Raw genomic sequence first — 24810 nt, 5'->3', positions numbered from 1 at the left:
ATGTGGTCCTCGGGGGTGGTCGACGCGTCGGGAGTGGTCAGCTCCGTGCTGTCCGGGTACCGGCGCGTCCTCGTCGAGTGCCAGAGACGCGTCACCGGGGATCCCGGTGCGCTGAGCGCCGCGTCGCAGCGGGTCGCCACCCAGGCCTCGACGGTTTCCGGCAAGGCGAAGGAGATCGACGAGTCCGCGAAGAACCTGCACGCGGACTGGGACGGCGACGCCTACACCGCGTTCGCCACGGCGGCGCAGACGCTGAACCAGGAGCTCACCGAAGCCGCCGCGAAGCTCGACGACCAGGCGCAACGGCTTTCGACCGCGTCGCAGCTCGTGCAGTCGGCCAAGGCCGCCGTCGACTCCGTCATCGCGCAGTTCGACCAGTACGCCCAGCAGCTGACCGCGCAGGCCCGCGCGGTGAACTCCGCGTCGGTCGGCGCGTTCATCCAGGCCGCGCGGCAGCTGGGGGAGCAGAGCGTCGAGGCCGCCCGGCAGGTCGTCGACGAGTTCTCCGAGGCGCTCGCCGAGCTGTTCCCGCCCGAGGGCACCCAGCGGCTGGAGTACAAGCTCGGCAAGAAGACCGGCGGGCCGCTGGGCTGGCTCAACGGCAGCCCGCTCGACGGGCGCAAGCGGCCGCGGAGCGCGCCGTCGTGGTTCAAGAACTCGGGCTGGAAGAAGCTCACCTGGGACGGCCTCGAAGGCACGCGCGCGCCGAAGAAGGCGGACACGCCGTTCGGGCAGCCGAAGCCGGAGAGCGTCAAGGACAAGCTGGGCCGCAACACCGAGATCACGTACTACAAGTTCAAGCACGAGCAGGACGGCTTCAGCCCGGAGTACGACGGCAAGATCACCTCGAAGGGCTGGGACGTCGGCGCGTCCGGGCACACCGAACTGGCCGCGGTCAAGGAAGAAGCCGAGCTCAAGGGCGACTGGGGCCCCGCCGCGGCGCACGCCAAGGGCACGGTCTTCGCCGGCGGCGAGGCGAGCGCGTCCGGCACGATCGGCGCGCACGGCGTCGGCGCGCACGCGAACGTCTTCGCCGGCGGCAAGATCGAGGGCGAGGTGGCCGCGGACGTCGCCGGCATCGGCGTCGGCGCGAACGGCACCCTGCAGTACGGCATCGGCGCGCAGCTCGACGCCCAGGCCGTGTACGACGCCGGGCATCTCAAGGTGAACTTCAAGGCGGGCGCGGCGCTGGGCCTCGGCGCCGGGATCGGCGCGAAGATCGACATCGACCTGCCGAAGCTCGGCCACACCATCGGCGAGTACGGCGGCGCGGCGGTCGACTACGTCGGTCACGCGGCCAACGACGCGGCCGACGCCGTCGGATCCGCTTGGGACGACGCAGTTTCGTATGTGGGGCTGTGATGACCCTTCCCCTGGACCTCGTCATCCCGGACGGCTGGACGGCCGTCGACCCGGGTGACTCGGGCGCGGTGTTCGTCGCCGTGCACGACGCGCCACCGGGGGAGTTCGTCCCGAACATCACCGTGAGCGTGCAGCAGCGGCCGGACGAGGCGTCGATCGACGCCATCGCCGCCGAAGCCGTCGAACGCCTTTCGCTGACCTCGGCCGGGCTCGACGTGCTGAGCCGCCGCGACGTCGGCGCCCCGGCCGCGCCCGGCGTCATGCAGCTGCTCCACCTGCGCACCGGCGAAGGCGAAGAGCTGATCCAGACCCAGGTGCACCTGACGGTCCCCGGCGCGACGCCGGCGGAGCGGCTGGTGCTCGAGCTCGCCTGCACGGCCGCGCCCGCGACCGCGCGGACGCTCTCACCCGGTTTCCAGCGGTTCGTGGGCAGTGTCCGCGTCCGCCAGCACGAAGGGATGCAACAGTGACCGATCCGTACGCGGTGCCGGACATGGACGAGCTGCTCGCACAGGTGCGCAAGCAGACCGAAGAGGTCCAGCGGATCCAGCGCACGGTCGAGGCGATGGAGGTCAAGGCGCACTCGCGGCAGAACGAGGTCACCGTCACCCTCCGCGGCGACGGCCGGTTCACCTCGATCGACATCGACCCGCGCGCGATCCGCGAGTACGACGCCCGCAACCTCTCGGAGATCGTCCTCGAGGCGGTGAACGCCGGGCTGTCGAAGCTGGCCGAGGCGTCCAACGCCAAGTTCGCCCCGGTGATCGCGGCCGCGAAGAACGTCTGATGACCACCGCCGACGTACTCTTTTCCGCGGAGGCGGCATGACTACGGCTCTTACGGGGACGACCCGGCGGGTCACGGTGGTGACCCCGCGGGCTCGCGTCGACGTCGCGCTGCCGCAGCAGTCGACGTTCGCCGAGCTGGTGCCGCAGCTGGTCCGGCTGGCCGGGGCGGCCGGGCAGGCGTCGGCCGAGCACCCCGGCTGGGTGCTGTCGCGGCTCGGCGGTGCGCCACTGGCGCTCGGCCTGAGCGTCGCGGCCGCCCAGATCCGGGACGGCGAAGTGCTGCACCTGACCCCGCGGGAGCGCCCGCGGGGTCCCTTGCTGTTCGACGACGTCGTCGACTCGATCGCGAGCGTCGCCGACACCTCCGGCGGCTGGGGTCCCTCGGTCGCGCGGCGGTCCGGCTTGGTCGCCGCGGTGGTGCTGCTGCTGGCGGGCGGACTTCTCGTGCAGGCGGCGGCGTCCGGCAGCGTGCTGGCGCCGGTCGGGACCGGGTTGCTGGCCCTGGTGCTGCTGCTCGGCGGTGGCGCGTTGAGCCGCGCGTACGGCGACGCGGAGGCCGGGGCCGCGGGCGCGGTCGCCGGTGTCGGCGTCGCGTTGCTGGCCGGGATGTCCGTGCTGCCCCCGCACCCGCTGTTCTCGCTCTCGGCCGGGCCGCTGGCGGCCGGCTTCGCGGCGGTGACGGTGTACGGCGTCCTGGCGGCGGTCTCGGTGGCCGACCGGCTGCCGTGGTTCGTCGCGATCACCAGCGCGGCGGGCTTCGGCGCGGTGACGACCGGGGTGGTGCTGCTGGCGGGGGTGTCCGCGGGCTCGGCCGCGGCCGTGGTCGCCGTGCTGTGCACGGCCCTGGCGGCGGTGGCCCCGATGCTGGCGCTGCGCCTGGCGCGGTTGCCGCTGCCCCGCGTGCCCGACGACATGGCAGCCTTCCGCGCGGACGAACAGCCGTCGCTGGGCACCGAGATGATCGGCCGGACGTCACGTGCCCAGGCGGTGCTGACCGGGTTGCTGGTCGGCCTGGGCCTGGTGGTGCTCTGCGCGTCGATCGTGCTGTCCACGGGCGGGCCGTGGGAAGCCGGGCTGGCCGCGGTGCTCGGGGTGGCCTGGGTCCTGCGGTCGCGGTCCTACGCGGGCAAGGCGCAACGCCTGGTCCTGGTCGGCTTCGGCGTCCTCGGCCTGGTGACGGCCGGGGTGTGGCTGGTGGCCTCGGGCAACCGGACGGTGGTGTTCGCGGCGGGCTGCGCGGTGGTCCTGGCGGCGGCGATCTGCCTGGTCTACGCGACGCGGGTGGCGCGCGGGCTGCGTTCGCCGTACTGGTCGCGGCTGCTGGACGTCTCGGAGTTCCTGGTCCTGCTCTCGCTGGTGCCGTTCGTGGGCATGATCGCCGGGGTGTACGACGCGGTTCGCGGCTGAGCCTCACCGCTTGAGCGTGAAGGTGAAGTCGCCGGAGAGCCGGCCGTCCAGCCGGACCGCCGACACGAGTTTCCCTTCCGCAAGCAGCCATTCGACTTCGGCGCGCGGTAACGCGCACCCGTCGGCGATCAGCCGCACCGGCCGGATCGGGATCGGCGTCGTGAAGCGGACCGACACGTCGATCACCTCGCGGTCGAGGTGAGCGGACCCGCCGGTGTCGAGCCGCCAGGCGCCCGCCCAATCGAGGGCGACACGGTTGCGGCGCCGCAGCGCCGGGTCCGCCAGCAGCTCGGCGGCGAGGCCGGGATCGTTGTGGTGCAAACGATCCAGCAGCTCCGGCCGGACGGACCGGACGTTCGCCCGCTCGAAGACCGTGAGCTTCACCGTGTCCCCGCACGAGGTGCAGAGCGCGAGGAGCCAGGCGTCGATCAGCTTGTGGTGGGCGTTGACCCGGAACTTGCCGGTGGTCCGGAAGGTCTCCGACGCGCACGCGTGGCAGCGGCGGCGGACGAGCGGCAGGCGGGTGGGCAGGACGAACCAGGTGGTGAGCACAGGAGTACACCGATTCCAGTGAGAAGACCGCAGCAGAAGGCGGCGCGGCGCACAGCGGCGACGCGCGACAGATCAGCGTTCGGGGGTTCTCACATCGTGTACAACGGCACGTCCTGGCCTGGGCGACTCGGTCCAGCCGGACGTTAGCGGCGCCGGGCGGCGCCGTTCCACTCGTTTTTCAGCTGTCCAAGGCGAGGGGCAGGGTCCGGCGCACCGCGGCGCCGTGGCGGCCGTGCAGCGGGACCACCGGCAGGCCCGGCGCGGGCACCGGAGCCCCCGGCCGCGCCCCGACGCGGATCGTCACTTCGGCCTTCTCCCGCCCACCCGGCGTCCGGGACAGCGTGTACGACGTCGCGGTGAAGGCCGCGTCCGGCGTCGACCAGTCCAGCACCTTCGGCGACCGCGGCGCGAAGCACATCTGCGCCGCGTCACCCCACGTCCACGCACGCCAATGATCCGGCGGGCCCGAAGCCGCGCCCTGGACGCCCAGCGCCACGCGAAGCTCCTTCGCCAGCTCGCCGGCCTCCAGCACCGTGCTCTGGTACCCGGCCTCGGCCAGCGCGCCCATCAGGCTCAACGCCGCCGACGCCGTGCTGCGCAACGCGCCCAGGTCGCCGCCGCCGCGGGCCAGCGCCGCGATCGGCGCGAGGTCCGGGCGGTAGCGGACCGCCAGCCAGCGCACCCGCAGCACCTGGTCGCCGCGCGGGATGGCCCAGGTCAGCAGCTGCGCCGACGCCAGCGGGACGTCGGTGCGCCGGTAGGCCGCACGCAGCACGTCCACCAGCGGCCCCGGCGCGCCCGGGCCCTGGGTCAGCCGGACCAGGGCACTCCAGCCGCCGTCGACCTCCGCGACGCCGAAGCGGTTGCCCGCGCGGTCGACGTGCTGGCGCACCTTCACCGGGCCGGCCACCGAAAGCAGCGCGTCCGGGCTTTCGCGGCGCGTGTCGTGGCGGCGCAACCGGTAGGCCGTCCACGTCAGCGCCCAGCCCCCCGCGTGCCGCCCGGCGAAGCGCACCGAGGTGAGCAGCACGAGCAGCCCGGCGGCGGCGCTGACGCCGATCCGCAGGGGCTGCGGCACGGCGTCCACCAGCCACACGAGCAGGACGGCGATCCCGGCGATCTCCCACAACGCGGCCTGCAGCGGCCGGATCGGCAGCAGCCACGGCAACGGCGTCGATGCGGGCCGGGACGGTGCCGGGCGCACGGCGCCGGCGGTTTCGACGGACACGGGTTCCCCTTTCCCCGGGCCTGCGACGCTACTGCCTCCCCAGATACCGCGTGGGCGTAAAAATTACCCTCGCCGGGCCCGCGGGTGCGGCTTAACCTCGGGCACTCGGGAGGACGACGCACACAGCCGGGGGCACAGCGCGTGTGGACGCAGCGGGACCAGATCCAGGCGTACCAGTTCCTCCGGCGCAGGCTGGTCTCCGCGCTCGTCGCCGCCGACGCCAACCACCCCGTCTCGCCCAGCCGCCGGCTCGTCCTCGCCACCGTGCTGGGCCTCGTCGCCGCGCTGCTCGTCACCGCCGTCTTCGGCATCATCGGCCTGCTCAACCCCTCCGGCGGCAAGGACTGGCTGGCCGGTGGCAAGGTGATCGTCGAGGAGGGCTCGGGCGCGCGGTTCGTGCTCGGCGCCGACGGCGTGCTGCACCCGGTCCTCAACTACGCCTCCGCGCGGCTGCTGGCCGGCGGCAACGGCGACGCGACGGTGTCCGTCTCCTCGGAGAACCTCGGCAAGGCCGGCCGCGGCACCCAGATCGGCATCCCCGGCGCGCCCGACTCGCTGCCGGCGGCGAGTGCGCTGGTGGCCACCCCGTGGACGAGCTGCACCCGCACGACCCAGGACGCGCCCGCGTCGGCTGAGCCGCGCACCGCCGTCCTGCTCGCCGCGCCCGCGTCCGGCGTCGAGCTGCCCCGCGACCAGGGCGTGATCGTCCGGCTGCCGTGGGGCGACCGCTTCCTGCTCGCCGACGGCCGCCGCTACAAGCTGAGCGACGAGGCCGCGACCGCGTTGCAGTTCGACAGCTACCCGACGATCGCGGTGTCCGCGCGGTGGATCGACACCGTCCCGGCCGGGCGTGACCTCACCGCGCTGCCGGTCGACGGCGCCGGCGGCCCCGGGCCACGGGTGGGCGGGCGCGACACCCGCGTCGGCGAGGTGCTCGCGGTCGTGGACGCGATGGCCGCGCCCGGCGCCGCGACGTCGTACTACCTCGTCCGCCCCGACGGGCTCGAGCCGGTGGGGCAGACCGAAGCGAGCCTGCTGGTGACCACGGAGGCCAACGCCGCCGCGTACGAGGGCGCGCCCAAGCCGGTGGAGGTCCGCGCGGCGGACGTCGCCGCGGCGCGGAAGGTCGGCGCGCCGCGGGCCGGTGGCGCCGACCCGGCCGCGTTGCCCGACCGCATCCCCGGCAAGGCGCCGATCACCGGCAACTCGGTCGCGTTGTGCATCCAGGGCAGCCGGTTGCTCGTTTCGGCCGAATTCCCGCTTCCCGCCGGCGCCAAGGCAATCCAGGTCGCGACGAGGACCGAAGCTCGGGTGGCGGACGAGGTGTTCGTCCCCCCGTCGGGGGGCGCGGTCGTCGTCGAATCCGGTTCGGCCACCACCTACCTGGTGACCGACACGGGCCGGAAGTACCCGGTGGTGAACGCGCAGGCGGTGGCTTCGCTCGGCTACGGAAGCGTGGCGAAGTCATCGGTCACAGGTAGTTTGCTGGCATTGGTGCCGACGGGCCCCGCGCTGGACCCGGCCACGGCCGGGCAGCCGGCTCCGTCGGGTGGAACGGGGTGAAAGTCGTGCAGATGACAGAGGAAGAGCGTTCGACCGACGACGTGCCGGGCCAGGGGCGGGTCCGCGTCGCGGTCGTCGAGGACCACCCGCTGTACCGCGTCTCGGTGGAGCGGGTGCTCGCCGAAGCCGACTTCGTCGAGCTCGGCGCGGTGGTCGATTCGGTCGCCCGGTTCCACGTCCACCGGCAGCCGCCGGGCAGCGTCGTGCTGCTCGACCTCGGCCTGCCCGGTGTCGCGGGGGCGGCGGCGGTGCTGGAGGTCTGCGAGCTGGGGCACCACGTGCTCGTCGTCTCCGCGCAGGCGGAGCCCGAGGTGGTGCTGGGGGCGATCGCGGCGGGGGCGCGCGGGTTCCTGTCCAAGGACGTCGACGCGGACGAGCTGCTGATCGCGATCAAGACGGTCGCCGGGGGCGGCGCGTACGTCTCCGCGGTAGTCGCCGGGATGATCATGAAGGACAACGCCGACCGGCCCGCGCCGTCGGCGGAGGTCGAGCTGTCGCCGCGGGAGGAGCAGGTGCTGCGGCTCGTCGCGGCGGGGGAGCGCGACGTCGACATCGCGCTGATCCTCGGCATCGGCGTCCGGACGGTCCGGGGTTACCTCGACCGCATCCGCGACAAGACGGGTGAGCGACGGCGACCGGGCCTGGTCAAGGAAGCGATCCGGCGCGGCCTCATCGGCGGCACGGACCCGCGGCGCGGCGGCCGCAAATGAGCGAGCCCGCCGAGGACGCCCCGGCCCCCCGACGGATCCACGTCGGGGTCATCGAGGACCACCCGCTCTACCGGTACGCGCTCACCCGCGTGCTCACCGAGGCCCCGGACATCGAGCTCGGCGCGGTCGCCGACTCCGTGGCCCGGTTCGCGGTCCAGGACCAGCCCGCGGGCAGCGTGGTGGTCCTCGACCTGAAGCTCCGTGGCGTCCAGGACGCGGCCGCGGTCCTGGAAGTGGGGCAGATGGGGCACAAGGTGCTGGTGGTGTCCGCACACGCGGAACAGCCGGAGGTGCTCGGCGCCATGCAGGCGGGCGCGAAGGGCTTCCTGTCCAAGGACGTCGACGGCGACGAGCTCCTGCGCGCGATCCGCACCATCGCCGACGACAACGCGTACGTGTCGCCGACGCTGGCCGGAATGATCATCCAGGACAGCGAAGAGCGGCACGCGGGCCCGAAGATCGTGCTGTCCGAGCGCGAGAAGCAGGTCCTCCGGCTGGTGGCGGCCGGGGAGCGCGACGTCGACGTGGCGGAGATCCTCAACATCAGCGTCCGCACGGTCCGGTCCTACCTGGACCGCATCCGCGACAAGACGGGCGAGCGCCGCCGCGCCGGCTTCGTCCGCGTGGCGATCCGCGAAGGCCTGCTTCGCTAGCACTTTCACGTGAAAGTGCGGCTCAGCCGCCGGCGGACGCCGTAGCCGGTCGCGGCCATCGCCAGGGCGAAGGCCCACAACGGCCACAGCAGCATCGGCAGGGTGACCAGCGGCCAGTCCGTCACCGCGGCGAGGGCCGAGTCACTCGTGGCGAAGGACAGCAGGAGGTCCTTGGCGGTGGTCGCCACCAGCACGGCGACCACCAGGCCGGGCACCACCGCCAGCCGGACGGGGACCCGCTTGCCGCGCAGCCCGGGGATCCAGCGGGGGAAGACCTCTCCCCAGGGCCGGATCAGCCCGCTGGTGAGCCAGGCGCCCGCGGCGGCCGACACGGCCAGGCCGAGACCCGCCCACAGGACCGGTTCGCCGAAGCCGAACATGGCGAACCCCGGCACGCGGAAGAACATCAGCACACGGGTGAGCGCGTAGAGCAGTGGTGCTTCCATCGCGATCTTCGTCCAGAACCGGGTCCGCGCCGTCACACGGGCGAGCCGCTGCGCACGGTCGTCGGTCGGCTCGGTGTGGCCGAGCCGCAGGTGCCGGGCGAGGACGGTGCCGAACGCGGCCACGGTGCCGAGGAGCGTGACCTGCAGCACCAGGCCCGGAGACAGCAGGACCGCCGGGCTCACCTCGGCGAAACCGAGGACCGAACCGACCAGGATGGCCGGGAGGTAGCCGACCAGGATCAGGCCGGAGCCGTCCATCAGCAGCACCAGCGCGAGGATCGACACCCCGGCAGCCCAGATCGCGACCCGGCGGCTCGCCAGCAGCCACAGCGCCCCGGCCAGCGCGACGACCGCGCAGGCGGTGAAGATGCCGTTGGCCCAGCCGTCCGAGTAGGCGGCCAGGGCCGAGCTGAACTTCCGGTCGGGCCGGTCCAAGGGATTGGGCCGGCCCTGGACGAGCCAGTACAGACCGAGCACGCTCAGCACGAAGCTCGTCACGGCCGCCGCCACCAGCGGCAGGCGTGGCCCGGGATCAGTGGTTTCCATGGCGGCAACCCTCGCTGTCCCAGGGGCTGCCGCACTTCCCCCGCCGGGACGGGCCCGCTCCCTCTCCGGCGGGAGCCGGCCCGGCGCCGCGGCCTCGGCTCAAGCGCCCCAATGTGGCCTTGGTTGCGTCAGACGCACCGAAGGGCCCCTTGGGTGCGTGAGACGCACCGAAGGCCACATTGGGGCGCTCGGGACCGGAGTCAGAGCCGGCGGTTGGCCAAGGCGCCCGTCGCCGCGCGGGCCTTGGCCGACACCGCGGTGTCGACGTCCACCACCAGCGTCTCCGGGGCCGCGCCCGCGGCGGCGTGCACCCGGCCGAAGCCGTCCGACACCGTCGAGTAGCCGATGCCCGTCGGGGCCTTCGGGTTCACCGTGAGGCCCGTCGCCGCCGGGTCGGCCTGGCCGCACGCCAGCACCCAGCAGCCCGAATCCAGGGCCCGCGCCCGCACCAGCACCTCCCACTGCTCGCGCTTGCCCTCGCCGGCGCCCCAGGACGCCGGCAGCAGCACGACGTCGGCGCCGTCGTCGGCCAGGGCGCGGAACAGCTCCGGGAACCGCAGGTCGTAGCAGGTCGCGACGCCGTAGACGACGCCGTCCAGCTCGAAGGTGGTCACCGCGTCGCCGGGGGCCACGGTGTCGGACTCGGCGAAGCCGAACGCGTCGTAGAGGTGGATCTTGTCGTAGCCGCGGTGCTGCCCGCCGCCGGTGACCAGCAGCGTGTTGCGCACCCGGCCCTCGTCGGCGGGGGTGAACATCCCGGCGACGACCAGCACGTCGTGCTCGGCCGCGACCGCGGCCACCGCCGAGGCCCACGGCCCGTCCAGCGGCTCCGCGACCGGTTCCAGGGGCCGCCCGAACCGCGCCATGGTCGCCTCGGGGAACACGACGATCCGCGCGCGGTCCGCCACCGCGGCCTCGACGCCTTCACGAACCAGCTTCAGGTTCGCTTCCGGGTCGTCACCCGAGTTGACCTGGCACAACGCGATTCGCGCCACTGCTGCCTCCTGCATGCTGGGATCCGCCGTCACGGGGGAGTATCGCTGAAAACCCCTTCGGCGTGACCTCGTACCCTGGGGGCATGTTGAACCGCACCGACCTGCGTGGGCAGGTCCCGACCGCCGCCGAACTGCGCGCCACGCTCCCACGCGCCGAATACGACGTGGACGCGGCGCTGCATCACGTGCGCCCGGTGGTCGAGGCGGTCCGTGACCGCGGTGTCGATGCCGTCCTCGAGTACACGGAGAAGTTCGACAAGGTCCGTCCGGCGTCGGTGCGGGTGCCGCGTGCTTCGCTCACGCAGGCTCTGGAGCAGCTGGACCCGGCTGTGCGCGCCGCGCTCGAGGAGTCGATCACCCGCGCCCGGAAGGTGCACGCCGAGCAGCGCCGCACCGACGTCACGACCACGGTCGTCGACGGCGGCACGGTCACCGAGAAGTGGGTGCCGGTCGAGCGCGTCGGGCTCTACGCGCCGGGCGGGCTGGCCGTGTACCCGTCCACTGTGGTCATGAACGTCGTCCCGGCGCAGATCGCCGGCGTCGGCTCGCTGGTCGTCTGCTCGCCGCCGCAGGCCGCTTTCGACGGCCTGCCGCACCCGACCATCCTCGCCGCCGCCGAGCTGCTCGGCGTCGACGAGGTGTGGGCGGCCGGCGGCGCGCAGGCCGTCGCGCTGCTCGCGTACGGCGGCACGGACACCGACGGCGCCGAGCTCACCCCGGTCGACATCGTCACCGGGCCGGGCAACATCTACCTCACCGCGGCCAAGCGGCTCCTGCGCGGCCTGATCGGCATCGACGCCGAGGCCGGCCCGACCGAGATCGCCATCCTCGCCGACGAGACGGCCGACCCGGTGCACGTCGCCGCCGACCTGATCAGCCAGGCCGAGCACGACCCCCTCGCCGCGAGCGTCCTGGTGACGACCTCGCTCGAGCTCGCCGACGCCGTCGACAAGGAACTGGTGAACCGCGTCGCCGCGACGAAGCACTCGGAACGCGTCGCCGAGGCCTTGGGCGGCAAGCAGTCCGGCGTGATCCTGGTGTCCACAGTGGACGATGGGCTGCGTGTCGTCGACGCGTACGCCGCCGAGCACCTCGAGATCCAGACGGCGGACTCGCGCGCGGTCGCGGCCCGGGTCCGCAACGCGGGCGCCATCTTCGTCGGCGCGTACGCCCCGGTGTCGCTCGGCGACTACTGCGCCGGGTCCAACCACGTGCTGCCCACCGGCGGGTTCGCCCGCCACTCCTCGGGGCTGTCCGTGCAGAGCTTCCTCAAGGGCATCCACGTCGTGGACTACACCGAGGACGCCCTGCGCGAGGTCGCCGGCCGCGTCGTCGCGCTGGCCGACGCCGAGGACCTGCCCGCGCACGGCGAGGCCGTCACTGCGCGCTTCGGAGGTTCGATCCGATGACGATCGGCGAAGACGTCACCCTGGACCAGCTGCCGCTGCGCGAAGACCTGCGCGGCAAGTCGCCCTACGGCGCGCCGCAGCTGGACGTCCCGGTCCGGCTCAACACCAACGAAAACCCGTACCCGCCGCCGCCCGCGCTGGTCTCGGACGTCGCCGAAGCGGTCCGTCTCGAAGCGGCCGAGCTGCACCGTTACCCGGATCGGGACGCGGTGGCGCTGCGCCAGGACCTGGCCGACTACCTGAGCGTGTCGACGCGGGTGGTGCTGTCGGAGGCGAACGTGTGGGCCGCCAACGGGTCCAACGAGGTGCTGCAGCAGATCCTGCAGGCGTTCGGCGGGCCCGGGCGCAGCGCGCTCGGCTTCGAGCCGTCGTACTCGATGCACCCGATCATCGCGTCGGGCACGCGCACCGAGTGGGTGCCCGCGCCGCGCCGTCCCGATTTCACGCTGGACACGGCCGCGGCGGCCGCGGTCATCGCCTCGAAGCGGCCCGACGTCGTGTTCGTCACCAGCCCGAACAACCCGACGGGTGGCTCGATCCCGCTCGACGAGCTGCGCTCACTGCTCGACGTGGCCACCGGGATCGTGGTCGTCGACGAGGCGTACGCGGAGTTTTCGTCGCAGCCGAGCGCGGTTTCGCTGCTGGCGGACTACCCGGCTTCGTTGATCGTCTCACGCACGATGAGCAAGGCGTTCGCGTTCGCGGGTGGCCGGCTCGGCTACCTGGCGGCGGCCCCGGCGGTGGTGGACGCACTGCAGCTGGTGCGGCTGCCCTACCACCTGTCCCGCCTGACGCAGGCGGCGGCGCGGGCGGCACTGCGCCACGCGGACGCCACTTTGGACAGCGTGCACAAGCTGGCCGCGGAGCGCGACCGCGTCGTGGAAGCGTTGGCGGGCCTGGGGTACGACCCGGTGCCGAGCGACTCGAACTTCGTCCTGTTCGGACGGTTCGCTTCGCCGTCGGCGGCTTGGCAGTCCTATTTGGAGTGCGGAGTGCTGATCCGCGACCCGGGCATCGAAGGACACCTGCGCGTCAGCATCGGCACGCCGGAAGAGAACGACGCCTTCCTCGAGGCGAGTAAGGAAGTTTCCCGATGACCCGCATCGGCAAGGTCGAGCGCACCACCAAGGAGTCCTCGATCTTCGTCCAGCTGGACCTCGACGGCACGGGCGAGGTCGACATCTCGACCGGCGTCCCGTTCTACGACCACATGCTGACGGCGTTCGGCGTGCACGGCTCCCTGGACCTGAAGGTCGAGGCCACCGGCGACGTCCACATCGACGCGCACCACACGGTGGAGGACACGGCGATCGTGCTGGGCCAGGCGATCCGCCAGGCCCTGGGCGACAAGAGCGGCATCCGCCGCTTCGGCGACGCGTGGATCCCGATGGACGAAACGCTGGCCCACGCGGCAATCGACGTCTCGGGCCGGCCGTACTGCGTGCACGTGGGCGAGCCGGAGCAGTTCAACACCTTCACGATCGGCAACAACTACCCGTTCGTGCTTACCCGCCACGTGTTCGACTCGCTGTCGTTCCACGCGCAGATCGCGTTGCACGTGCGGGTGATCCACGGCCGCGACCCCCACCACATCGCGGAGGCGGAGTACAAGGCGGTGGCTCGCGCGTTGCGTGCGGCAACCGAACCGGACCCGCGCGCGGCCGGCATCCCGTCGACGAAGGGCGTTCTGTGAGCAAGGAAGTCGTCGGAGTCCTCCTGCTGGCCTTGGGCGGCTTCCTGGTGGGCGGGGTGTACTCGACGTGGAAGACGGCGAAGTTCATGGCGGGGGTGCTGGGCATCGCGGCGCTGCTCGCCATCGGCGGCGCGATCTTCTGGTTCGCCAGCTGACCGATTCCTTTCGCGGGCGCGGGCGGTCCACCTTGCAGACGAGCCGAGGAGGACCATGCCCACCGACGAGGAGTTCCGGACCTACAACCAGGGCGTCATCAGCGAGTTCCGCGCCAACCACGGCACGGTGCGCGAACCACCGTTCCCGATCCTGCTGCTGACCACGACCGGGGCGCGCACCGGACGGCGGACGACCGTGCCGCTCGGCTTCGCAGTCGACGACCGGGGCCGCATCTTCGTCGTCGGCTCCAAGGCCGGTGCGCCGCGGCACCCGGCCTGGTTCCACAATCTGCGGGCCGACCCGGCCGTGACGGTCGAACTCGGCGACGGCACCTATCGGGCCCAGGCCGTCGTGACGACCGGCGAGGAACGCGACCGCCTCTACCGCCGGGTTTCCGACGGCACCTCCGCCTACGAGCGGAACACCGACCGGGTCTTCCCGGTGGTCGTCCTCGACGGTGTTCCGGCCCCGGCCTGAACACCGTGAAGGGCACCCTCGTGGCTTTCAAGCCCACGAGGGTGCCCTTCACGGCACAGCGCTAGCGGCTCGCGCCGACCAGTTCACGCTCGTCATCGCCCGGAGCGTCGAGGTGCTTCGTGAGCTTCTCGCCCTCCACGTCGACGTCCGGCAGGATCCGGTCCAGCCACTTCGGCAGCCACCACGCGCCGCGGCCGAGCAGGGACATCACCGCCGGCACCAGCGTCATGCGGACCACGAACGCGTCCACCAGCACGCCGAACGCCAGCGCGAAGCCGATCGACTGGATCAGCGCCGACTCGGCCAGGATGAACCCGGCGAACACGCTGATCATGATCAGCGCCGCCGCGACGACCACCCGCGCGCCATGGCGGAAGCCGGTGACCATCGCCTCCTGCGGCTCGGCGCCGTGGACGTGCTCCTCGCGCATCCGCGTCACCAGGAACACCTGGTAGTCCATCGCCAGTCCGAAAAGGACACCGATCAGCAGGATCGGCAGCATGCTCATGATCGGCCCGGTGGACTCGACGCCGAGCAGGTCGGTCAGCCAGCCCCACTGGAACACCGCGACCACCGCGCCGAACGTCGCCGCGACCGAGCCGAGGAAACCGATCGTCGCCTTCAGTGGCACCACCACCGAGCGGAACACCAGCATCAGCAGCACGAACGCCAGCCCGACGATCAACGCGAGGTAGGGGAGCATCGCGTCGGACAGCTTCTCCGAGACGTCGATGTTCGCCGCGGTCTGCCCGGTGACGGCCAGCTTCGCGCCGGTCGCGTTCTCCAGGACGCCGGATTCGCTGCGGATCGCGGCCACCAGGTCCTCGGTCTGGGTGCTGCTCGGACCGCTCTTGGGGATCACCGTGAGCAACGCCGTGTCACCGGCCTGGTTGACGCGCGGCGGGGTGACGGCGGCGACGTCGGGCAGCTTCGCGATGTTCGATGCGGCCTGGCCGAGCGCGACCTGGCGGTTGGTGCTCGCGCCGGCGTCGACGACGACCAGCAGCGGGCCGTTCGAACCCTCGCCGAAGCTGCGGCTGGCGATGTCGTACGCCTTCTTCTGCGTCGACTCGGGCGCGGCGGTGCTGTCGTTGGGCAGGCCGAGCTGCATGCCGAGCGCGGGCAGCGCGACGACGGCCATCCCGGCCAGCGCGACGAGCAGCACCGGGATCCGGTGGCGGGCGACGAACCGCGCCCAGCGCTCGCCGTGCGTCGTTTCGACGGGCTTGCGGCGCAGGCGGATGCGCTCGCCGGCCACCCGGGTGCCGGCGAAGCCGAGGATCGCGGGCAGCAGCGTCAGGGCGATGAGCACGGCGACCGCGACGGTCACGGCCGCGGCGACGCCCATCTGGCCGAGGAACGGGATGCCGACGACGGTCAGGCCGGCCAGCGCGATGATGACGGTGAGCCCGGCGAACACGACGGCCGAGCCGGCGGTGCCGGTCGCGCGTCCCGCGGCCTCCTCGGGGTCGCGGCCGAGTTTCAGCTCGTGCCGGTAGCGGGAGACGATGAACAGCGCGTAGTCGATGCCGACGGCCAGCCCGATCATCAGCGCCAGGATCGGCGTGTTCGAGTTCAGCTCGAGGAACCCGGAGGCGAGGAAGATGCCGCCCATCCCGGTGCCGACGCCGATGAGCGCGGTGAGCAGCGGGATCCCGGCGGCGACGAGCGAGCCGAAGGTGATGATCAGCACGACGGCCGCGACCGCGACGCCGAGGCCTTCGGTGGCGCCGGTCTCGGGGATGCCCTGCACGGCGTCGCCGCCGAACTCGACGGTGAACCCGTGCGCGCGGGCCTCCTCGGCGGGCTCTTGCAGCGCCTCGCGGTCACCGTCCGTGAGCTCGTACGCCTTCGCGCCGTAGCTGACCTGGGCGAGCGCGACGCGCTTGTCGGGCGAGATCGACTGCGCCTGGAACGGGTCCACGACGGCGGCGACCTTCGGCGCGGTCTTCAGCTGCCCGACCAGCGCCTCGACCGCGGCCTTGCCCTTGGCGTCGGTGACCGTGGTGCCGGCCGGCGCCTCGATGACGACGCGCGCGGTCGCGCCACCCGCGTTGGCCTGCGGGAACTTCTCGGTCAGCTGGTCGATGGCCCGCTGCGACTCGGTGCCGGGGATCGTCACCGAGTTCGACAGCTGGCCGGAGAGCGTGAGGGCGCCCAGCCCGAGCGCCACGAGGACGGCCGCCCAGACGGCGGCGACCAGCGCTCGCCGTCGGAAGGACAACCGGCCCAGCCGGTACAGGAAGGTCGCCACGAGTCAGCTCCGTTTCGCCCGAACGGGGTCGGTTCACTCCATAAGGTTGCCCCTCCAAGCTAGCCGATCGGCTAGGCGACTTCCAAGCCGATCGGCAAGTATGTGACTTGCCGAACAGCAAGGTTTATCCCAGCCGATCGGCAAGGAGACGGTTTGCCGATCGACAGGCAGTGACGTACGCTCCGACGGCTCGCTGAGGAGGAAGAATGACCGCCGGCCCGGCCGAGGACACCCGGACCCGACTGCTGCACACCGCGTTGCGGCTGTTCACCGAACACGGGGTCGAGGGCACGTCGCTGCAGATGATCGCCGACGCGCTGGGCGTCACGAAGGCGGCCGTCTACTACCACTTCAAGACGAAGGCGGAGATCACCGAGGCGGTGGCCGAGCCGGGCGTGCGCGACCTGGACGAGCTGGTGCTGCGCGCGGCCGCGCAGAAACGCCGGGGCGCGCAGGTGGACCTGCTGCTGGAGGGGTTCGTCGACCTGGTGATCCGGCACCGCGCGCTGGTGGCGCTGTTTTCGAGCGACCCGGGCCTGGTCCGCGCGATCGAGAAGTCGGCCCACGGCGGCATGGAGGGCTTCGGCCAGGCCCTTTTGGGAATCCTGTCGGGCCCTGACCCGGACGCGACGGCCCGAGTGAACGCGATGGTCACCCTGACCGGAATCGCCATGGCCGGCGGCTCCCCGGACCTGGCGAGCCTGAGCGACGACGAACTCCGCACCGAGCTGCTGGACGTGGGCCGCCGCCTGCTGGGCCGCCCCCGCCGCCGAACCCCCACCGTCGTGTCGACCCTTTAATCACGAGTGTCGACCCTCCCATCACACGTGATGTCCCGCTGATCACACGACTCCCGCGCCGAATCACGCGAGTCCCGCCCCCAATCACGTGAGTTCCGGCTCCGATCACGTGAATCACGGGCCCGATCACGCGAGTTCCGTGCCTGGCTGGACGACTCGCGGGGCTGGAGGGCCGGGTTCATGTGCGCGAAGTCGGGACTCGCGTGATTGGAAGCCGATCTCGCGTGATTGGGGAGGCATCACGTGTGATTGGGGGGACGACACGGGTCAGGTGAGGCGGTGGAGGAACTCAGGGGGGACGGTGGCGGTGAGCCAGACGTTGTTGGCGCTCACCTGGAAGCTGTGGCCGGCGGCGGACATCGCGGCGGCGTCGATCCGGAGGATGACCGGCTTGCCGCGGCGGGCGGCGACGACGCGGGCCGTGTCGGTGGTGGGGGAGAGGTGGACCGCGTGGCGGTTCATCGGGCGGAGGCCCTCGCGCAGGATCGCGTCGAGGAACTTCGGGACCGTGCCGTGGTAGAGGATGTCCGGTGGGGTCGCGTCCGGGAGGCCGAGGTCGACCGTGACGCTGTGGCCCTGACTGGCGCGGATGCGCGTGCCGGATTCGTCGAAGGCGAAGCGGCGCTTGTTGTTCGTCTCGACGACCTCGTCGAGCTGCTCGCGCGTGATGCGCAACGCGGCGAGGAGGGCGTCGACGGGGACCCAGCCGCCGGGGGCGAGGGTCAGGCCGATCGCGGCCGGGTCGTGACGCAGGTGCCGTGACATCCGCTTCGAGATGCGGGTCAGTTCTTTTTCGTTCATTGCCTCCCCAGCGTCCCCCGGCGGGCAACCGATTTAGATGCCGCCCTCTAGTGCTGGGCGTAGTTTGCTTGCGCCGGGGCCGAAGCGGGCCAGCTGGTCGTCGTTGTTGTAGAGCGCGCAGCTGCGTAGTGACAGGCAGCCGCAGCCGACGCAGCCGGTGAGGCGGTCGCGGAGGCGTTGCAGGGCGTCGATCCGGGCGTCCAGCTCCTGTTGCCAGTCTCGGGACAGGCGAGCCCAGTCCGCTTTTGTCGGGGCGTGGTCCTCGGGGAGTGTCGCCAGCGACGCGCTGATGTCCTCCAGGGAGAGGCCGACCCGTTGCGCGGCGCGGATGAACGCGATCCGCCGCAGCACCGAGCGCGCGTAGCGGCGCTGGTTGCCCGCCGAACGCTCCGAGCTGATCAGCCCTTTCTCCTCGTAGAACCGCAGCGCCGTGTGCGGCACCCCGCTGCGTTCCGCCACCTGTCCGATGCTGAGATGTTCAGCGAGCCTCGTCACCAGCTCAGGCTATCCTTGACTTCGAGTTTAGTCGAGGTTGCATCGTCGGAGACATGACCACTGCGACCGAACCGGGCTACGCCGAGCTGCCGCGACTGATCTCGCTGATGACGGGCGACGACAAGCACCACGCCGCCGCCGAGTCCACTGTGGACGTCTTGTGGGTGCTGTACGACCGCGTGCTCGACGTCACGCCCGAAACCTTCCGCGAGCCCGGCCGCGACCGCTTCCTGCTGTCCAAAGGACACGGTCCGATGGCTTACTACGCCGTGCTGACGGCGAAGGGCTTCCTCGCCGAGGCGGAGCTGCCGACGTGGTCCGACCCGGTGTCGCGGCTCGGCCACCACCCCGACCGGCGGCGCGTCCCCGGCGTCGAGATCTCCAGCGGCTCCCTCGGCCACGGCCTGCCGATCGCCCTCGGCACCGCGCTCGGCCTGCGCGCCCGCGGCCTCGGAAAGCCGAAGGTCGTGACGCTCGTCGGCGACGCCGAGCTGGACGAGGGCTCGAACCACGAAGCCATCGTCGTCGCCGCCCGCGCCGGCCTCGAAAACCTCACCGCGGTGGTGATCGACAACCAGTCCTCGACGCGCGGCTGGCCCGGCGGCATCGCCCGCCGCTTCGACGTCGAGGGCTGGGAGACCCGCACGGTGTCCGGCCGCGACCACGACGCGCTGTACGACGCCTTCACCACCGCCCACCCCGGCCGGCCGCTGGCCGTGGTCGCCGTCGTCGAACCGAAGGGCTGAACCCATGCTGTCGATGCGGGAAACGTTCCTCGCCACCACCGAGCGGATCCTCGACGCCGACCCGGACGTCGCGGTCGTGCTGGCCGACATCTCCGCCGCGCAGCTCGCCGGCGCCGCCCGGCGGCACCCGGACCGGGTGATCAACGTCGGCATCCGCGAGCAGCTGCTGGTCAGCACCGGCGCCGGCCTGGCGCTCGCCGGGCTGCGGCCGATCGTGCACACCTTCCCGTCGTTCCTGGTGGAACGCGGATTCGAGCAGATCAAGCTGGACTTCTCGCACCAGGACGTCGGCGGGGTGCTGGTGTCCTACGGCGCCTCCTACGACATGACGACGGCCGGGCGCACCCACCAGTCGCCGGGCGACGTCGCGCTGATCGACTCGCTGCCGGGCTGGACGGTCCACGTGCCGGGCCACCCGGAGGAGGCCCGGCGGCTGCTGCTGGAGTCCATCCCCGGCGACGGCCGCGTCTACCTGCGCCTTTCGGCCCAGGAGAACGCGGAATCCCACCTCGGCGTCGGCTTCACGCGGCTGCGCCACGGCTCGCGCGGTGTCGTCGTCGCCGTCGGCCCGGTGCTCGACCGCGTGCTGCGGGCGACCGGCGGCCAGGACGTCACGGTGCTCTACGCCTCGACGATCCGCCCGTTCGACGCCGCGGGCCTGCGCGCCGCGGCCCTCGACGCGACGGCGGACATCGTCCTCGTCGAGCCGTACCTGGCCGGCACATCGGCGCACTGGGTCGCCGAAGCGCTCTCGGACGTGCCGCACCGCCTGAAGTCCCTCGGTGTCCGGCGGGACACCGAGATCCGGACCTACGGCGAGATCGCCGACCACGACCTCGCCCACGGTCTCGACGCGGGCACCCTGCGGGCGTCGATCGCGGAGTTCCTGGCCCGGTAGCTTGGGGGCCATGGGGTCTGCGATCCGTCCGCTCGCGCTCGGGGTCATCCGGCGCGGCGACGCACTGCTCGTCTTCGAAGCCGTCGACGCCGGCAAGGTCTTCTACCGGCCGCTCGGCGGCGGCATCGAGTTCGGCGAAAGCAGCGAAGCCGCGCTCCGGCGCGAGTTCCGCGAAGAGCTCGACGCGGAAGTGACGGTCGGCCGGCTGCTCGGCGTGCTCGAGAACGTCTTCACCTGGCAGGGCCGGCCGGGGCACGAGATCGTCTTCCTCTACGAAGCCGCCTTCGCAGAGGAAGGCTTCTACGCCCAAGAGGAAATGAAGATCATCGACGACCCGAACACCGCGTACTGGATCGACCTCGCGGACTTCCGCGAAGGGCGCAAGACGCTCTACCCCACCGGGCTCACCGAGCTGCTCTCACCGGATCAGTGACCGCGAAGTCGCTTCGAGGCTCACCTCCCCGGCGGGACGGCTGAACGACACCGTGAACGGCCCGTCTTCGCGCACCGGCAGCTGCGGGAAGGTGTTCGGCGACGGCTCGGTCTCGAACACGGCGAACGCCGAGGGCGGCGGCTCGCCGAAGGTCACGTCCAGACCGGCGCCCGGTGGGGGCGCGGCCAATCCGCGCCGGACCGGGCGCAGCAGCAGGACGTTGTCCGAGTCCACCATCGTCGCGTTCGCCTCGTCGCGGAACTTCCGCCACACCTCGCCGAAGTAGAACGCTTCCAGCGCCGCCTTCCGGTCGGCGAGGGACCGGAAACCCCGCAGCCACACGAACTCGTCCGGTGACGCCCGCGACCGGAACAGCCCGAACAGGTGCGCGCCGGCCGCTTCCTGCGGCTCGACGAACTCGCGCTCGAACAACGAGATCAGCTCATCGCGCCGGCCGGGGCGCAGGGTGTAGCGCCGCAGTTCGAGCACGGTTTCGAAAGCAGAGAAGTCCATGCCCGGGAAGCTACCCGGCACCACCGACAAAAACCGGATCAGCGGAACGCGGCCAGCCCCGTCACCGCCTGGCCGAGTGACAGCGCGTGCATCTCCTCGGTGCCTTCGTAGGTCAGCACCGTCTCGAGGTTCGCCATGTGCCGCATCACCGGGTACTCCAGGGAAATCCCGTTCGCGCCGAGCATCGTGCGGGCTTCGCGCGCCACGGAGATCGCCGAGCGCACGTTCGCCATCTTCCCGAAGCTGACCTGGTTGTGGTGCAGGGAACCGGCGTCCTTGAGCCGCCCGATCTGCAGCGCCACCAGCCCCGCGCGGTTCACCTCGACGACCAGGTCGGCCAGCTTCCGCTGGGTCAGCTGGAAGCCGGCGAGCGGCTTGCCGAACTGTTCCCGCGCCAGGGTGTACTCCAACGCCGATTCGTAGCACGCGCGCGCCGCGCCGACGACGCCGAACAAGATCCCGTACCGGGCTTCGTTCAGGCACGACAGCGGCCCGCGCAGCCCGCGGACGTCGGGGAACGCGGCCGAGGCCGGCAGCCGCACGCCGTCGAGCACCAGTTCCGCCGTCAGCGAAGCCCGCAGCGACAGCTTGTGCTTGACCTCGTTGGCGGTGAACCCGGGCGTCGACGTCGGCACGACGAACCCGCGGATCCCGTCGTCGGTCTGGGCCCAGACGACCGCGACGTCGGCGACGGTCCCGTTGGTGATCCACATCTTCGTGCCCGAGAGCACCCAGTCGGACCCGTCGCGCACCGCGCGTGTCCGCATCGAGCCCGGGTCGCTGCCCGCGTCCGGCTCGGTCAGCCCGAAGCAGCCCAGCGCGTCACCGGTGGCCATCCGCGGCAGCCACTCCTGCCGCTGCTCTTCGCTGCCCCACTTGTGGATCGCGTACATCGCCAGCGAGCCCTGCACCGAGACGAAGCTCCGCAGCCCGGAGTCGACGGCTTCGAGCTCACGGCACGCGATGCCGTACGCGACCGCGCTGGTGCCGGCGCAGCCGTAGCCCTCCAGGTGCATGCCGAGCAGCCCGAGCGAGCCGAAGCCCTTGGCGAGCTCGGCGGCGGGCAGCGCGCCCGTTTCGTACCAGTCGGCGACCCGCTCCAGCAGGTGGTCCTTCGCGTACGCGCGGACGGCGTCGCGGATGGCGCGCTCCTCCTCGGCGAGCCCGGCGTCGAGGTCGAGGAAGTCGTGCGGATCAGGGGTGCGGCTCATGAGGGGCTCCCGGGGACGCGTCGGTGCGGTCTCCGCAGGAAACCACAGTCAGGCGTCTGTTCCCCGCGTGGCGTTCGTCACGCGGACAGCAGACGCGGTCGGCGTGCACCGCTTCCGCACCTGCTGGCGCGGGATCAACAGCTCGCTGAACTGCGGGAACGGCACGCTGTCCACGTCGTCGCGCCAGGCGTGCAGCATCTCGGACAGCAGATCGTCCTCGCCCATGTTCGCCTCCCTGGCGTCCGGTCGCGCGGGGCTGAACCCACACGATCGGGTGACTTGGTACCCAGCGAGCGGGACGACGAAACGTCGTCGGCCGAGATTCTTCCGGCGGCTCACCCGCTCGTGGCAGAATCGCGACGCCGCCGCCCAGGCTCTACTCCCGAGGAGCGCTCATGCGCGCGGCCAGTCTGCTCGCCCTCACCACCGCCGCCCTGCTCACGGCCACCGGCGTCGCCACGGCGCACGAGCCGCAGTGGCGTCAGGTCGGCCACACGACCGCCGAGAACCGGGTCAGCGGCGAAGGCATCACGACCCTCCGCCTGCCCGGCCACGCCCCCGAGACCGTCTACCGCAACGGCGCCACCATCCCGCAGCCGCTCAAGGACGAGGGCTGGGGCCACGTCGGCGACCCGGACTCGCTGCGCGGCTACCTCTTCGACGTCTACCAGCACACCGTCACGCCGACGCCGACAACGAAGATGTACCTGGTCACCAAGCCCGACGGCACCACGACCGAGTTCGTCCACCCCCTGCAGGCCGACGAGCCCGCCGCGAACGCCAACGCCCAGGTCGCGGCCACCCCGGACGGCCAGTGGCTCGTCTCCGGCCCGCTCGGCGAGATCGACCGCCTCTACGTCTCCGCGACGCCGTTCCTCAACCCCCGCGGCCCCAGGACCGCCGGCGACCTGCCGGTCGCCGCCCGCATCCACCTCGACCACCACATCCGCAGCGCCCAGGGCTGCGACTTCGTCACCTCGACCCGGCTGGTCTGCGCGACCAGCGACCCGTATAACGACTTGTACCCGACGAACCTGCAGCTCCTGCAGATCGACCTGCCCCGGCCGCTCAACGGCCACGACGTCACCGCGAAGGTCCGGGAAATCGGCCAGGTCCCGCTGGTCAGCACCTGCACCGGCACGTTCACGCCCGAGGGCGTCGACTACGACGCAGGAGTGCTGCGGGTCGAGGTCGTGCCGCCGGCGCCGTGCAACACCGTGACGGACGTCTATTCGTTCGAGCGCCGCTGAGGGCGACGGCTACGCTGGGTGGCGTGTCTCGTGTGGTGATCCTCGACTACGGTTCCGGCAACCTCCGCTCCGCCGAACGCGCCGTGGCGCGCGCCGGGGCCGAAGTCGAGGTCACCGCCGACCCGCACGCCGCGCTCGAGGCCGACGGCCTGCTCGTGCCCGGCGTCGGCGCGTACTCGGCGTGCATGGCCGGGCTCCTGGAGGTCAAGGGCCACCGGATCATCGGCAAGCGCCTCGCCGGCGGCCGTCCGGTGCTCGGCATCTGCGTCGGCATGCAGATCCTCTTCTCCCGCGGCGTCGAGCACGGCGAGGAGACCGAGGGCACGGGAGAGTGGCCGGGCGTCGTCGACCGGCTCAACGCCGACGTCCTGCCGCACATGGGCTGGAACACCGTGCGCGCGCCCGCGGACTCGCAGCTGTTCGCCGGGCTCGACCCGGACGAGCGGTTCTACTTCGTGCACTCCTACGCCGCGCGCAAGTGGGAGCTGGAATCGGGCATCGGCCAGGAGCCGAAGGTCACCTGGGCCGAGCACGGCGAGGACTTCGTCGCGGCGGTCGAGAACGGGCCGCTCTGGGCCACCCAGTTCCACCCGGAGAAGTCCGGCGACGCGGGTGCGAAGCTGCTGAAGAACTGGCTCGCCACCCTCTGACCGGGTGACCGGGGTCTCCGCTTTAGAGTTAGCGCGTGACTTTCACGCTGCTTCCCGCCGTTGATGTGGCCGATGGCCAGGCCGTGCGACTCGTCCAGGGCGAGGCCGGCACCGAGACCTCCTATGGCAGCCCGCTGGAGGCGGCGTTCGCCTGGCAGCGCGACGGCGCCGAGTGGATCCACCTGGTCGACCTCGACGCCGCGTTCGGCAAGGGCAGCAACCGCGAGCTGCTCGCCGAGGTCGTCGGCAAGCTCGACGTCCAGGTCGAGCTGTCCGGCGGCATCCGCGACGACGCGTCGCTGACGGCCGCGCTGGCCACCGGCGCCCGCCGCGTCAACCTCGGCACGGCCGCGCTCGAGGATCCGGAGTGGACGGCGCGCGTGATCGGCGAGTACGGCGACCGCGTGGCGATCGGCCTGGACGTCCGGATCACCGAGGCGGGCCACCGCCTCTCGGCCCGCGGCTGGACTTCCGACGGCGGCGACCTGTGGGACGTCCTGGAGCGCTTGGACCGCGACGGCGCGTCCCGGTACGTGGTCACGGACGTGAGCAAGGACGGCACGTTGCGCGGACCCAACCTGGAGCTGCTGCGGGACGTCGTCGCGCGGACCGACGCGCCGGTGATCGCGTCCGGCGGGGTGTCCAGTGTGGACGATCTGGTCGCGCTGGCCGGGCTGGAAGCCGATGGGGTCGAGGGGTCGATCGTCGGGAAGGCGCTGTACGCCGGGGCGTTCACGCTGCCGGCGGCGCTGGCCGCGGTGTCTCGCGCGTAAC

General features: G+C 72.1%; 29 protein-coding genes. 19 read left to right on the top strand and 10 right to left on the bottom strand.

Features of this window, described 5'->3' with window-relative positions; all coding sequences use genetic code 11:
- The 4 genes from M8542_RS35920 to eccD are packed head-to-tail and all read left to right on the top strand — an operon-like array spanning window position 1 to window position 3557.
- Entirely contained in the window at window positions 1–1362 is a 1362-nt protein-coding gene (locus M8542_RS35920) for a WXG100 family type VII secretion target (RefSeq protein ID WP_257924779.1), read from the top strand.
- Window positions 1362–1832, top strand: coding sequence for a hypothetical protein (locus M8542_RS35915; RefSeq protein ID WP_257924778.1), 471 nt, complete (start codon window positions 1362–1364; stop codon window positions 1830–1832). The genes M8542_RS35920 and M8542_RS35915 overlap by 1 nt, the downstream gene beginning before the upstream one ends.
- The gene (locus M8542_RS35910) at window positions 1829–2149 is read left to right on the top strand and encodes a YbaB/EbfC family nucleoid-associated protein (protein ID WP_257924777.1); all 321 of its coding nucleotides are present in this window, start codon (window positions 1829–1831) and stop codon (window positions 2147–2149) included. The genes M8542_RS35915 and M8542_RS35910 overlap by 4 nt, the downstream gene beginning before the upstream one ends.
- A gap of 37 nt (window positions 2150–2186) precedes the next feature.
- Window positions 2187–3557 carry a type VII secretion integral membrane protein EccD gene (gene eccD / locus M8542_RS35905; protein ID WP_257924776.1) on the top strand — a complete coding sequence of 457 codons (1371 nt, stop codon included), beginning with the start codon at window positions 2187–2189 and terminating at the stop codon, window positions 3555–3557.
- A 3-nt stretch (window positions 3558–3560) separates the two neighbouring features.
- Here eccD and M8542_RS35900 read toward each other — a convergent pair whose 3' ends face one another.
- Both M8542_RS35900 and M8542_RS35895 read right to left on the bottom strand, forming a co-directional pair.
- Window positions 3561–4109 (bottom strand): DUF1062 domain-containing protein, encoded by a 549-nt coding sequence (locus M8542_RS35900; RefSeq protein ID WP_257924775.1) that lies wholly within the window; start codon window positions 4107–4109, stop codon window positions 3561–3563.
- Window positions 4110–4287: 178 nt separating this feature from the next.
- Window positions 4288–5337, bottom strand: coding sequence for a type VII secretion protein EccE (locus tag M8542_RS35895; RefSeq protein WP_257924774.1), 1050 nt, complete (start codon window positions 5335–5337; stop codon window positions 4288–4290).
- 141 nt (window positions 5338–5478) lie between these two features.
- Here M8542_RS35895 and eccB point away from each other — a divergent pair, with 141 nt between their 5' ends.
- The 3 genes from eccB to M8542_RS35880 are packed head-to-tail and all read left to right on the top strand — an operon-like array spanning window position 5479 to window position 8263.
- A complete protein-coding gene (eccB, locus tag M8542_RS35890; protein ID WP_257924773.1) occupies window positions 5479–6900 on the top strand; it encodes a type VII secretion protein EccB in 1422 nt (473 codons plus the stop codon).
- An 11-nt stretch (window positions 6901–6911) separates the two neighbouring features.
- Window positions 6912–7610 (top strand): response regulator transcription factor, encoded by a 699-nt coding sequence (locus M8542_RS35885; protein ID WP_257924772.1) that lies wholly within the window; start codon window positions 6912–6914, stop codon window positions 7608–7610.
- On the top strand, window positions 7607–8263 hold the full coding sequence (locus tag M8542_RS35880; RefSeq protein ID WP_257924771.1) for a response regulator: 657 nt from the start codon (window positions 7607–7609) through the stop codon (window positions 8261–8263). Before M8542_RS35885 ends, M8542_RS35880 begins: the two co-directional genes overlap by 4 nt.
- Before the next feature lie 5 nt (window positions 8264–8268).
- Here the strand turns inward: M8542_RS35880 and M8542_RS35875 are convergent, their stop codons facing one another.
- Complete coding sequence (locus M8542_RS35875) at window positions 8269–9255, bottom strand: hypothetical protein (protein ID WP_257924770.1); 987 nt, start codon at window positions 9253–9255, stop codon at window positions 8269–8271.
- A gap of 200 nt (window positions 9256–9455) precedes the next feature.
- Window positions 9456–10250 (bottom strand): carbon-nitrogen hydrolase family protein, encoded by a 795-nt coding sequence (locus tag M8542_RS35870; protein WP_257924802.1) that lies wholly within the window; start codon window positions 10248–10250, stop codon window positions 9456–9458.
- Window positions 10251–10333: 83 nt separating this feature from the next.
- On the opposite strand from M8542_RS35870, the gene hisD reads away from it, so the two are divergent.
- Genes hisD through M8542_RS35845 form a run of 5 tightly spaced genes read left to right on the top strand, consistent with a single transcriptional unit; the run spans window position 10334 to window position 13985 of the window.
- Window positions 10334–11659, top strand: a complete 1326-nt coding sequence (hisD, locus tag M8542_RS35865; protein WP_257924769.1) for a histidinol dehydrogenase — start codon at window positions 10334–10336, stop codon at window positions 11657–11659.
- Window positions 11656–12756 (top strand): histidinol-phosphate transaminase, encoded by a 1101-nt coding sequence (locus M8542_RS35860; RefSeq protein WP_257924768.1) that lies wholly within the window; start codon window positions 11656–11658, stop codon window positions 12754–12756. Before hisD ends, M8542_RS35860 begins: the two co-directional genes overlap by 4 nt.
- Entirely contained in the window at window positions 12753–13352 is a 600-nt protein-coding gene (gene hisB / locus M8542_RS35855) for an imidazoleglycerol-phosphate dehydratase HisB (protein WP_257924767.1), read from the top strand. Before M8542_RS35860 ends, hisB begins: the two co-directional genes overlap by 4 nt.
- The gene (locus M8542_RS35850; RefSeq protein WP_257924766.1) at window positions 13349–13507 is read left to right on the top strand and encodes a CG2302 family histidine operon protein; all 159 of its coding nucleotides are present in this window, start codon (window positions 13349–13351) and stop codon (window positions 13505–13507) included. The genes hisB and M8542_RS35850 overlap by 4 nt, the downstream gene beginning before the upstream one ends.
- Window positions 13508–13562: 55 nt before the next feature.
- Entirely contained in the window at window positions 13563–13985 is a 423-nt protein-coding gene (locus M8542_RS35845) for a nitroreductase/quinone reductase family protein (protein WP_257924765.1), read from the top strand.
- A gap of 61 nt (window positions 13986–14046) precedes the next feature.
- Here the strand turns inward: M8542_RS35845 and M8542_RS35840 are convergent, their stop codons facing one another.
- Window positions 14047–16239, bottom strand: coding sequence for an MMPL family transporter (locus tag M8542_RS35840; RefSeq protein ID WP_257924764.1), 2193 nt, complete (start codon window positions 16237–16239; stop codon window positions 14047–14049).
- Between the two features lie 206 nt (window positions 16240–16445).
- Here M8542_RS35840 and M8542_RS35835 point away from each other — a divergent pair, with 206 nt between their 5' ends.
- Window positions 16446–17039, top strand: coding sequence for a TetR/AcrR family transcriptional regulator (locus M8542_RS35835; RefSeq protein WP_257924763.1), 594 nt, complete (start codon window positions 16446–16448; stop codon window positions 17037–17039).
- A gap of 267 nt (window positions 17040–17306) precedes the next feature.
- Here the strand turns inward: M8542_RS35835 and M8542_RS35830 are convergent, their stop codons facing one another.
- Complete coding sequence (locus tag M8542_RS35830; protein ID WP_257924762.1) at window positions 17307–17840, bottom strand: RNA 2'-phosphotransferase; 534 nt, start codon at window positions 17838–17840, stop codon at window positions 17307–17309.
- Window positions 17841–17873: 33 nt separating this feature from the next.
- The gene (soxR, locus tag M8542_RS35825) at window positions 17874–18335 is read right to left on the bottom strand and encodes a redox-sensitive transcriptional activator SoxR (RefSeq protein WP_257924761.1); all 462 of its coding nucleotides are present in this window, start codon (window positions 18333–18335) and stop codon (window positions 17874–17876) included.
- A 53-nt stretch (window positions 18336–18388) separates the two neighbouring features.
- Here soxR and M8542_RS35820 point away from each other — a divergent pair, with 53 nt between their 5' ends.
- From M8542_RS35820 to M8542_RS35810, 3 genes are read left to right on the top strand one after another with little or no spacing between them, the layout of a single operon-like run.
- A complete protein-coding gene (locus tag M8542_RS35820; protein ID WP_257924760.1) occupies window positions 18389–19081 on the top strand; it encodes a thiamine pyrophosphate-binding protein in 693 nt (230 codons plus the stop codon).
- Between the two features lie 7 nt (window positions 19082–19088).
- The gene (locus M8542_RS35815) at window positions 19089–19979 is read left to right on the top strand and encodes a transketolase family protein (RefSeq protein WP_443642672.1); all 891 of its coding nucleotides are present in this window, start codon (window positions 19089–19091) and stop codon (window positions 19977–19979) included.
- A 10-nt stretch (window positions 19980–19989) separates the two neighbouring features.
- The gene (locus M8542_RS35810; RefSeq protein ID WP_257924758.1) at window positions 19990–20412 is read left to right on the top strand and encodes an NUDIX hydrolase; all 423 of its coding nucleotides are present in this window, start codon (window positions 19990–19992) and stop codon (window positions 20410–20412) included.
- Here the strand turns inward: M8542_RS35810 and M8542_RS35805 are convergent.
- Genes M8542_RS35805 through M8542_RS35795 form a run of 3 tightly spaced genes read right to left on the bottom strand, consistent with a single transcriptional unit; the run spans window position 20398 to window position 22361 of the window.
- Window positions 20398–20925 (bottom strand): NIPSNAP family protein, encoded by a 528-nt coding sequence (locus tag M8542_RS35805; protein ID WP_257924757.1) that lies wholly within the window; start codon window positions 20923–20925, stop codon window positions 20398–20400. The two genes, M8542_RS35810 and M8542_RS35805, sit on opposite strands and share 15 nt — an antisense overlap.
- A 38-nt stretch (window positions 20926–20963) precedes the next feature.
- Window positions 20964–22136 carry an acyl-CoA dehydrogenase family protein gene (locus tag M8542_RS35800; RefSeq protein ID WP_257924756.1) on the bottom strand — a complete coding sequence of 391 codons (1173 nt, stop codon included), beginning with the start codon at window positions 22134–22136 and terminating at the stop codon, window positions 20964–20966.
- A 48-nt stretch (window positions 22137–22184) separates the two neighbouring features.
- A complete protein-coding gene (locus M8542_RS35795) occupies window positions 22185–22361 on the bottom strand; it encodes a hypothetical protein (RefSeq protein ID WP_257924755.1) in 177 nt (58 codons plus the stop codon).
- Window positions 22362–22531: 170 nt separating this feature from the next.
- Between M8542_RS35795 and M8542_RS35790 the strand changes: the two genes are divergently transcribed.
- Genes M8542_RS35790 through priA form a run of 3 tightly spaced genes read left to right on the top strand, consistent with a single transcriptional unit; the run spans window position 22532 to window position 24809 of the window.
- Complete coding sequence (locus M8542_RS35790; protein ID WP_257924754.1) at window positions 22532–23386, top strand: hypothetical protein; 855 nt, start codon at window positions 22532–22534, stop codon at window positions 23384–23386.
- Between the two features lie 32 nt (window positions 23387–23418).
- Window positions 23419–24036, top strand: a complete 618-nt coding sequence (gene hisH, locus M8542_RS35785; RefSeq protein ID WP_257924801.1) for an imidazole glycerol phosphate synthase subunit HisH — start codon at window positions 23419–23421, stop codon at window positions 24034–24036.
- A gap of 35 nt (window positions 24037–24071) precedes the next feature.
- The gene (priA, locus tag M8542_RS35780; protein WP_257924753.1) at window positions 24072–24809 is read left to right on the top strand and encodes a bifunctional 1-(5-phosphoribosyl)-5-((5-phosphoribosylamino)methylideneamino)imidazole-4-carboxamide isomerase/phosphoribosylanthranilate isomerase PriA; all 738 of its coding nucleotides are present in this window, start codon (window positions 24072–24074) and stop codon (window positions 24807–24809) included.
- Window position 24810: the final 1 nt, after the last annotated feature.

This window comes from Amycolatopsis iheyensis (assembly GCF_024703995.1).
GTDB lineage: Bacteria > Actinomycetota > Actinomycetes > Mycobacteriales > Pseudonocardiaceae > Amycolatopsis > Amycolatopsis iheyensis.
This window is presented reverse-complemented; position numbering and strand designations above follow the sequence as displayed.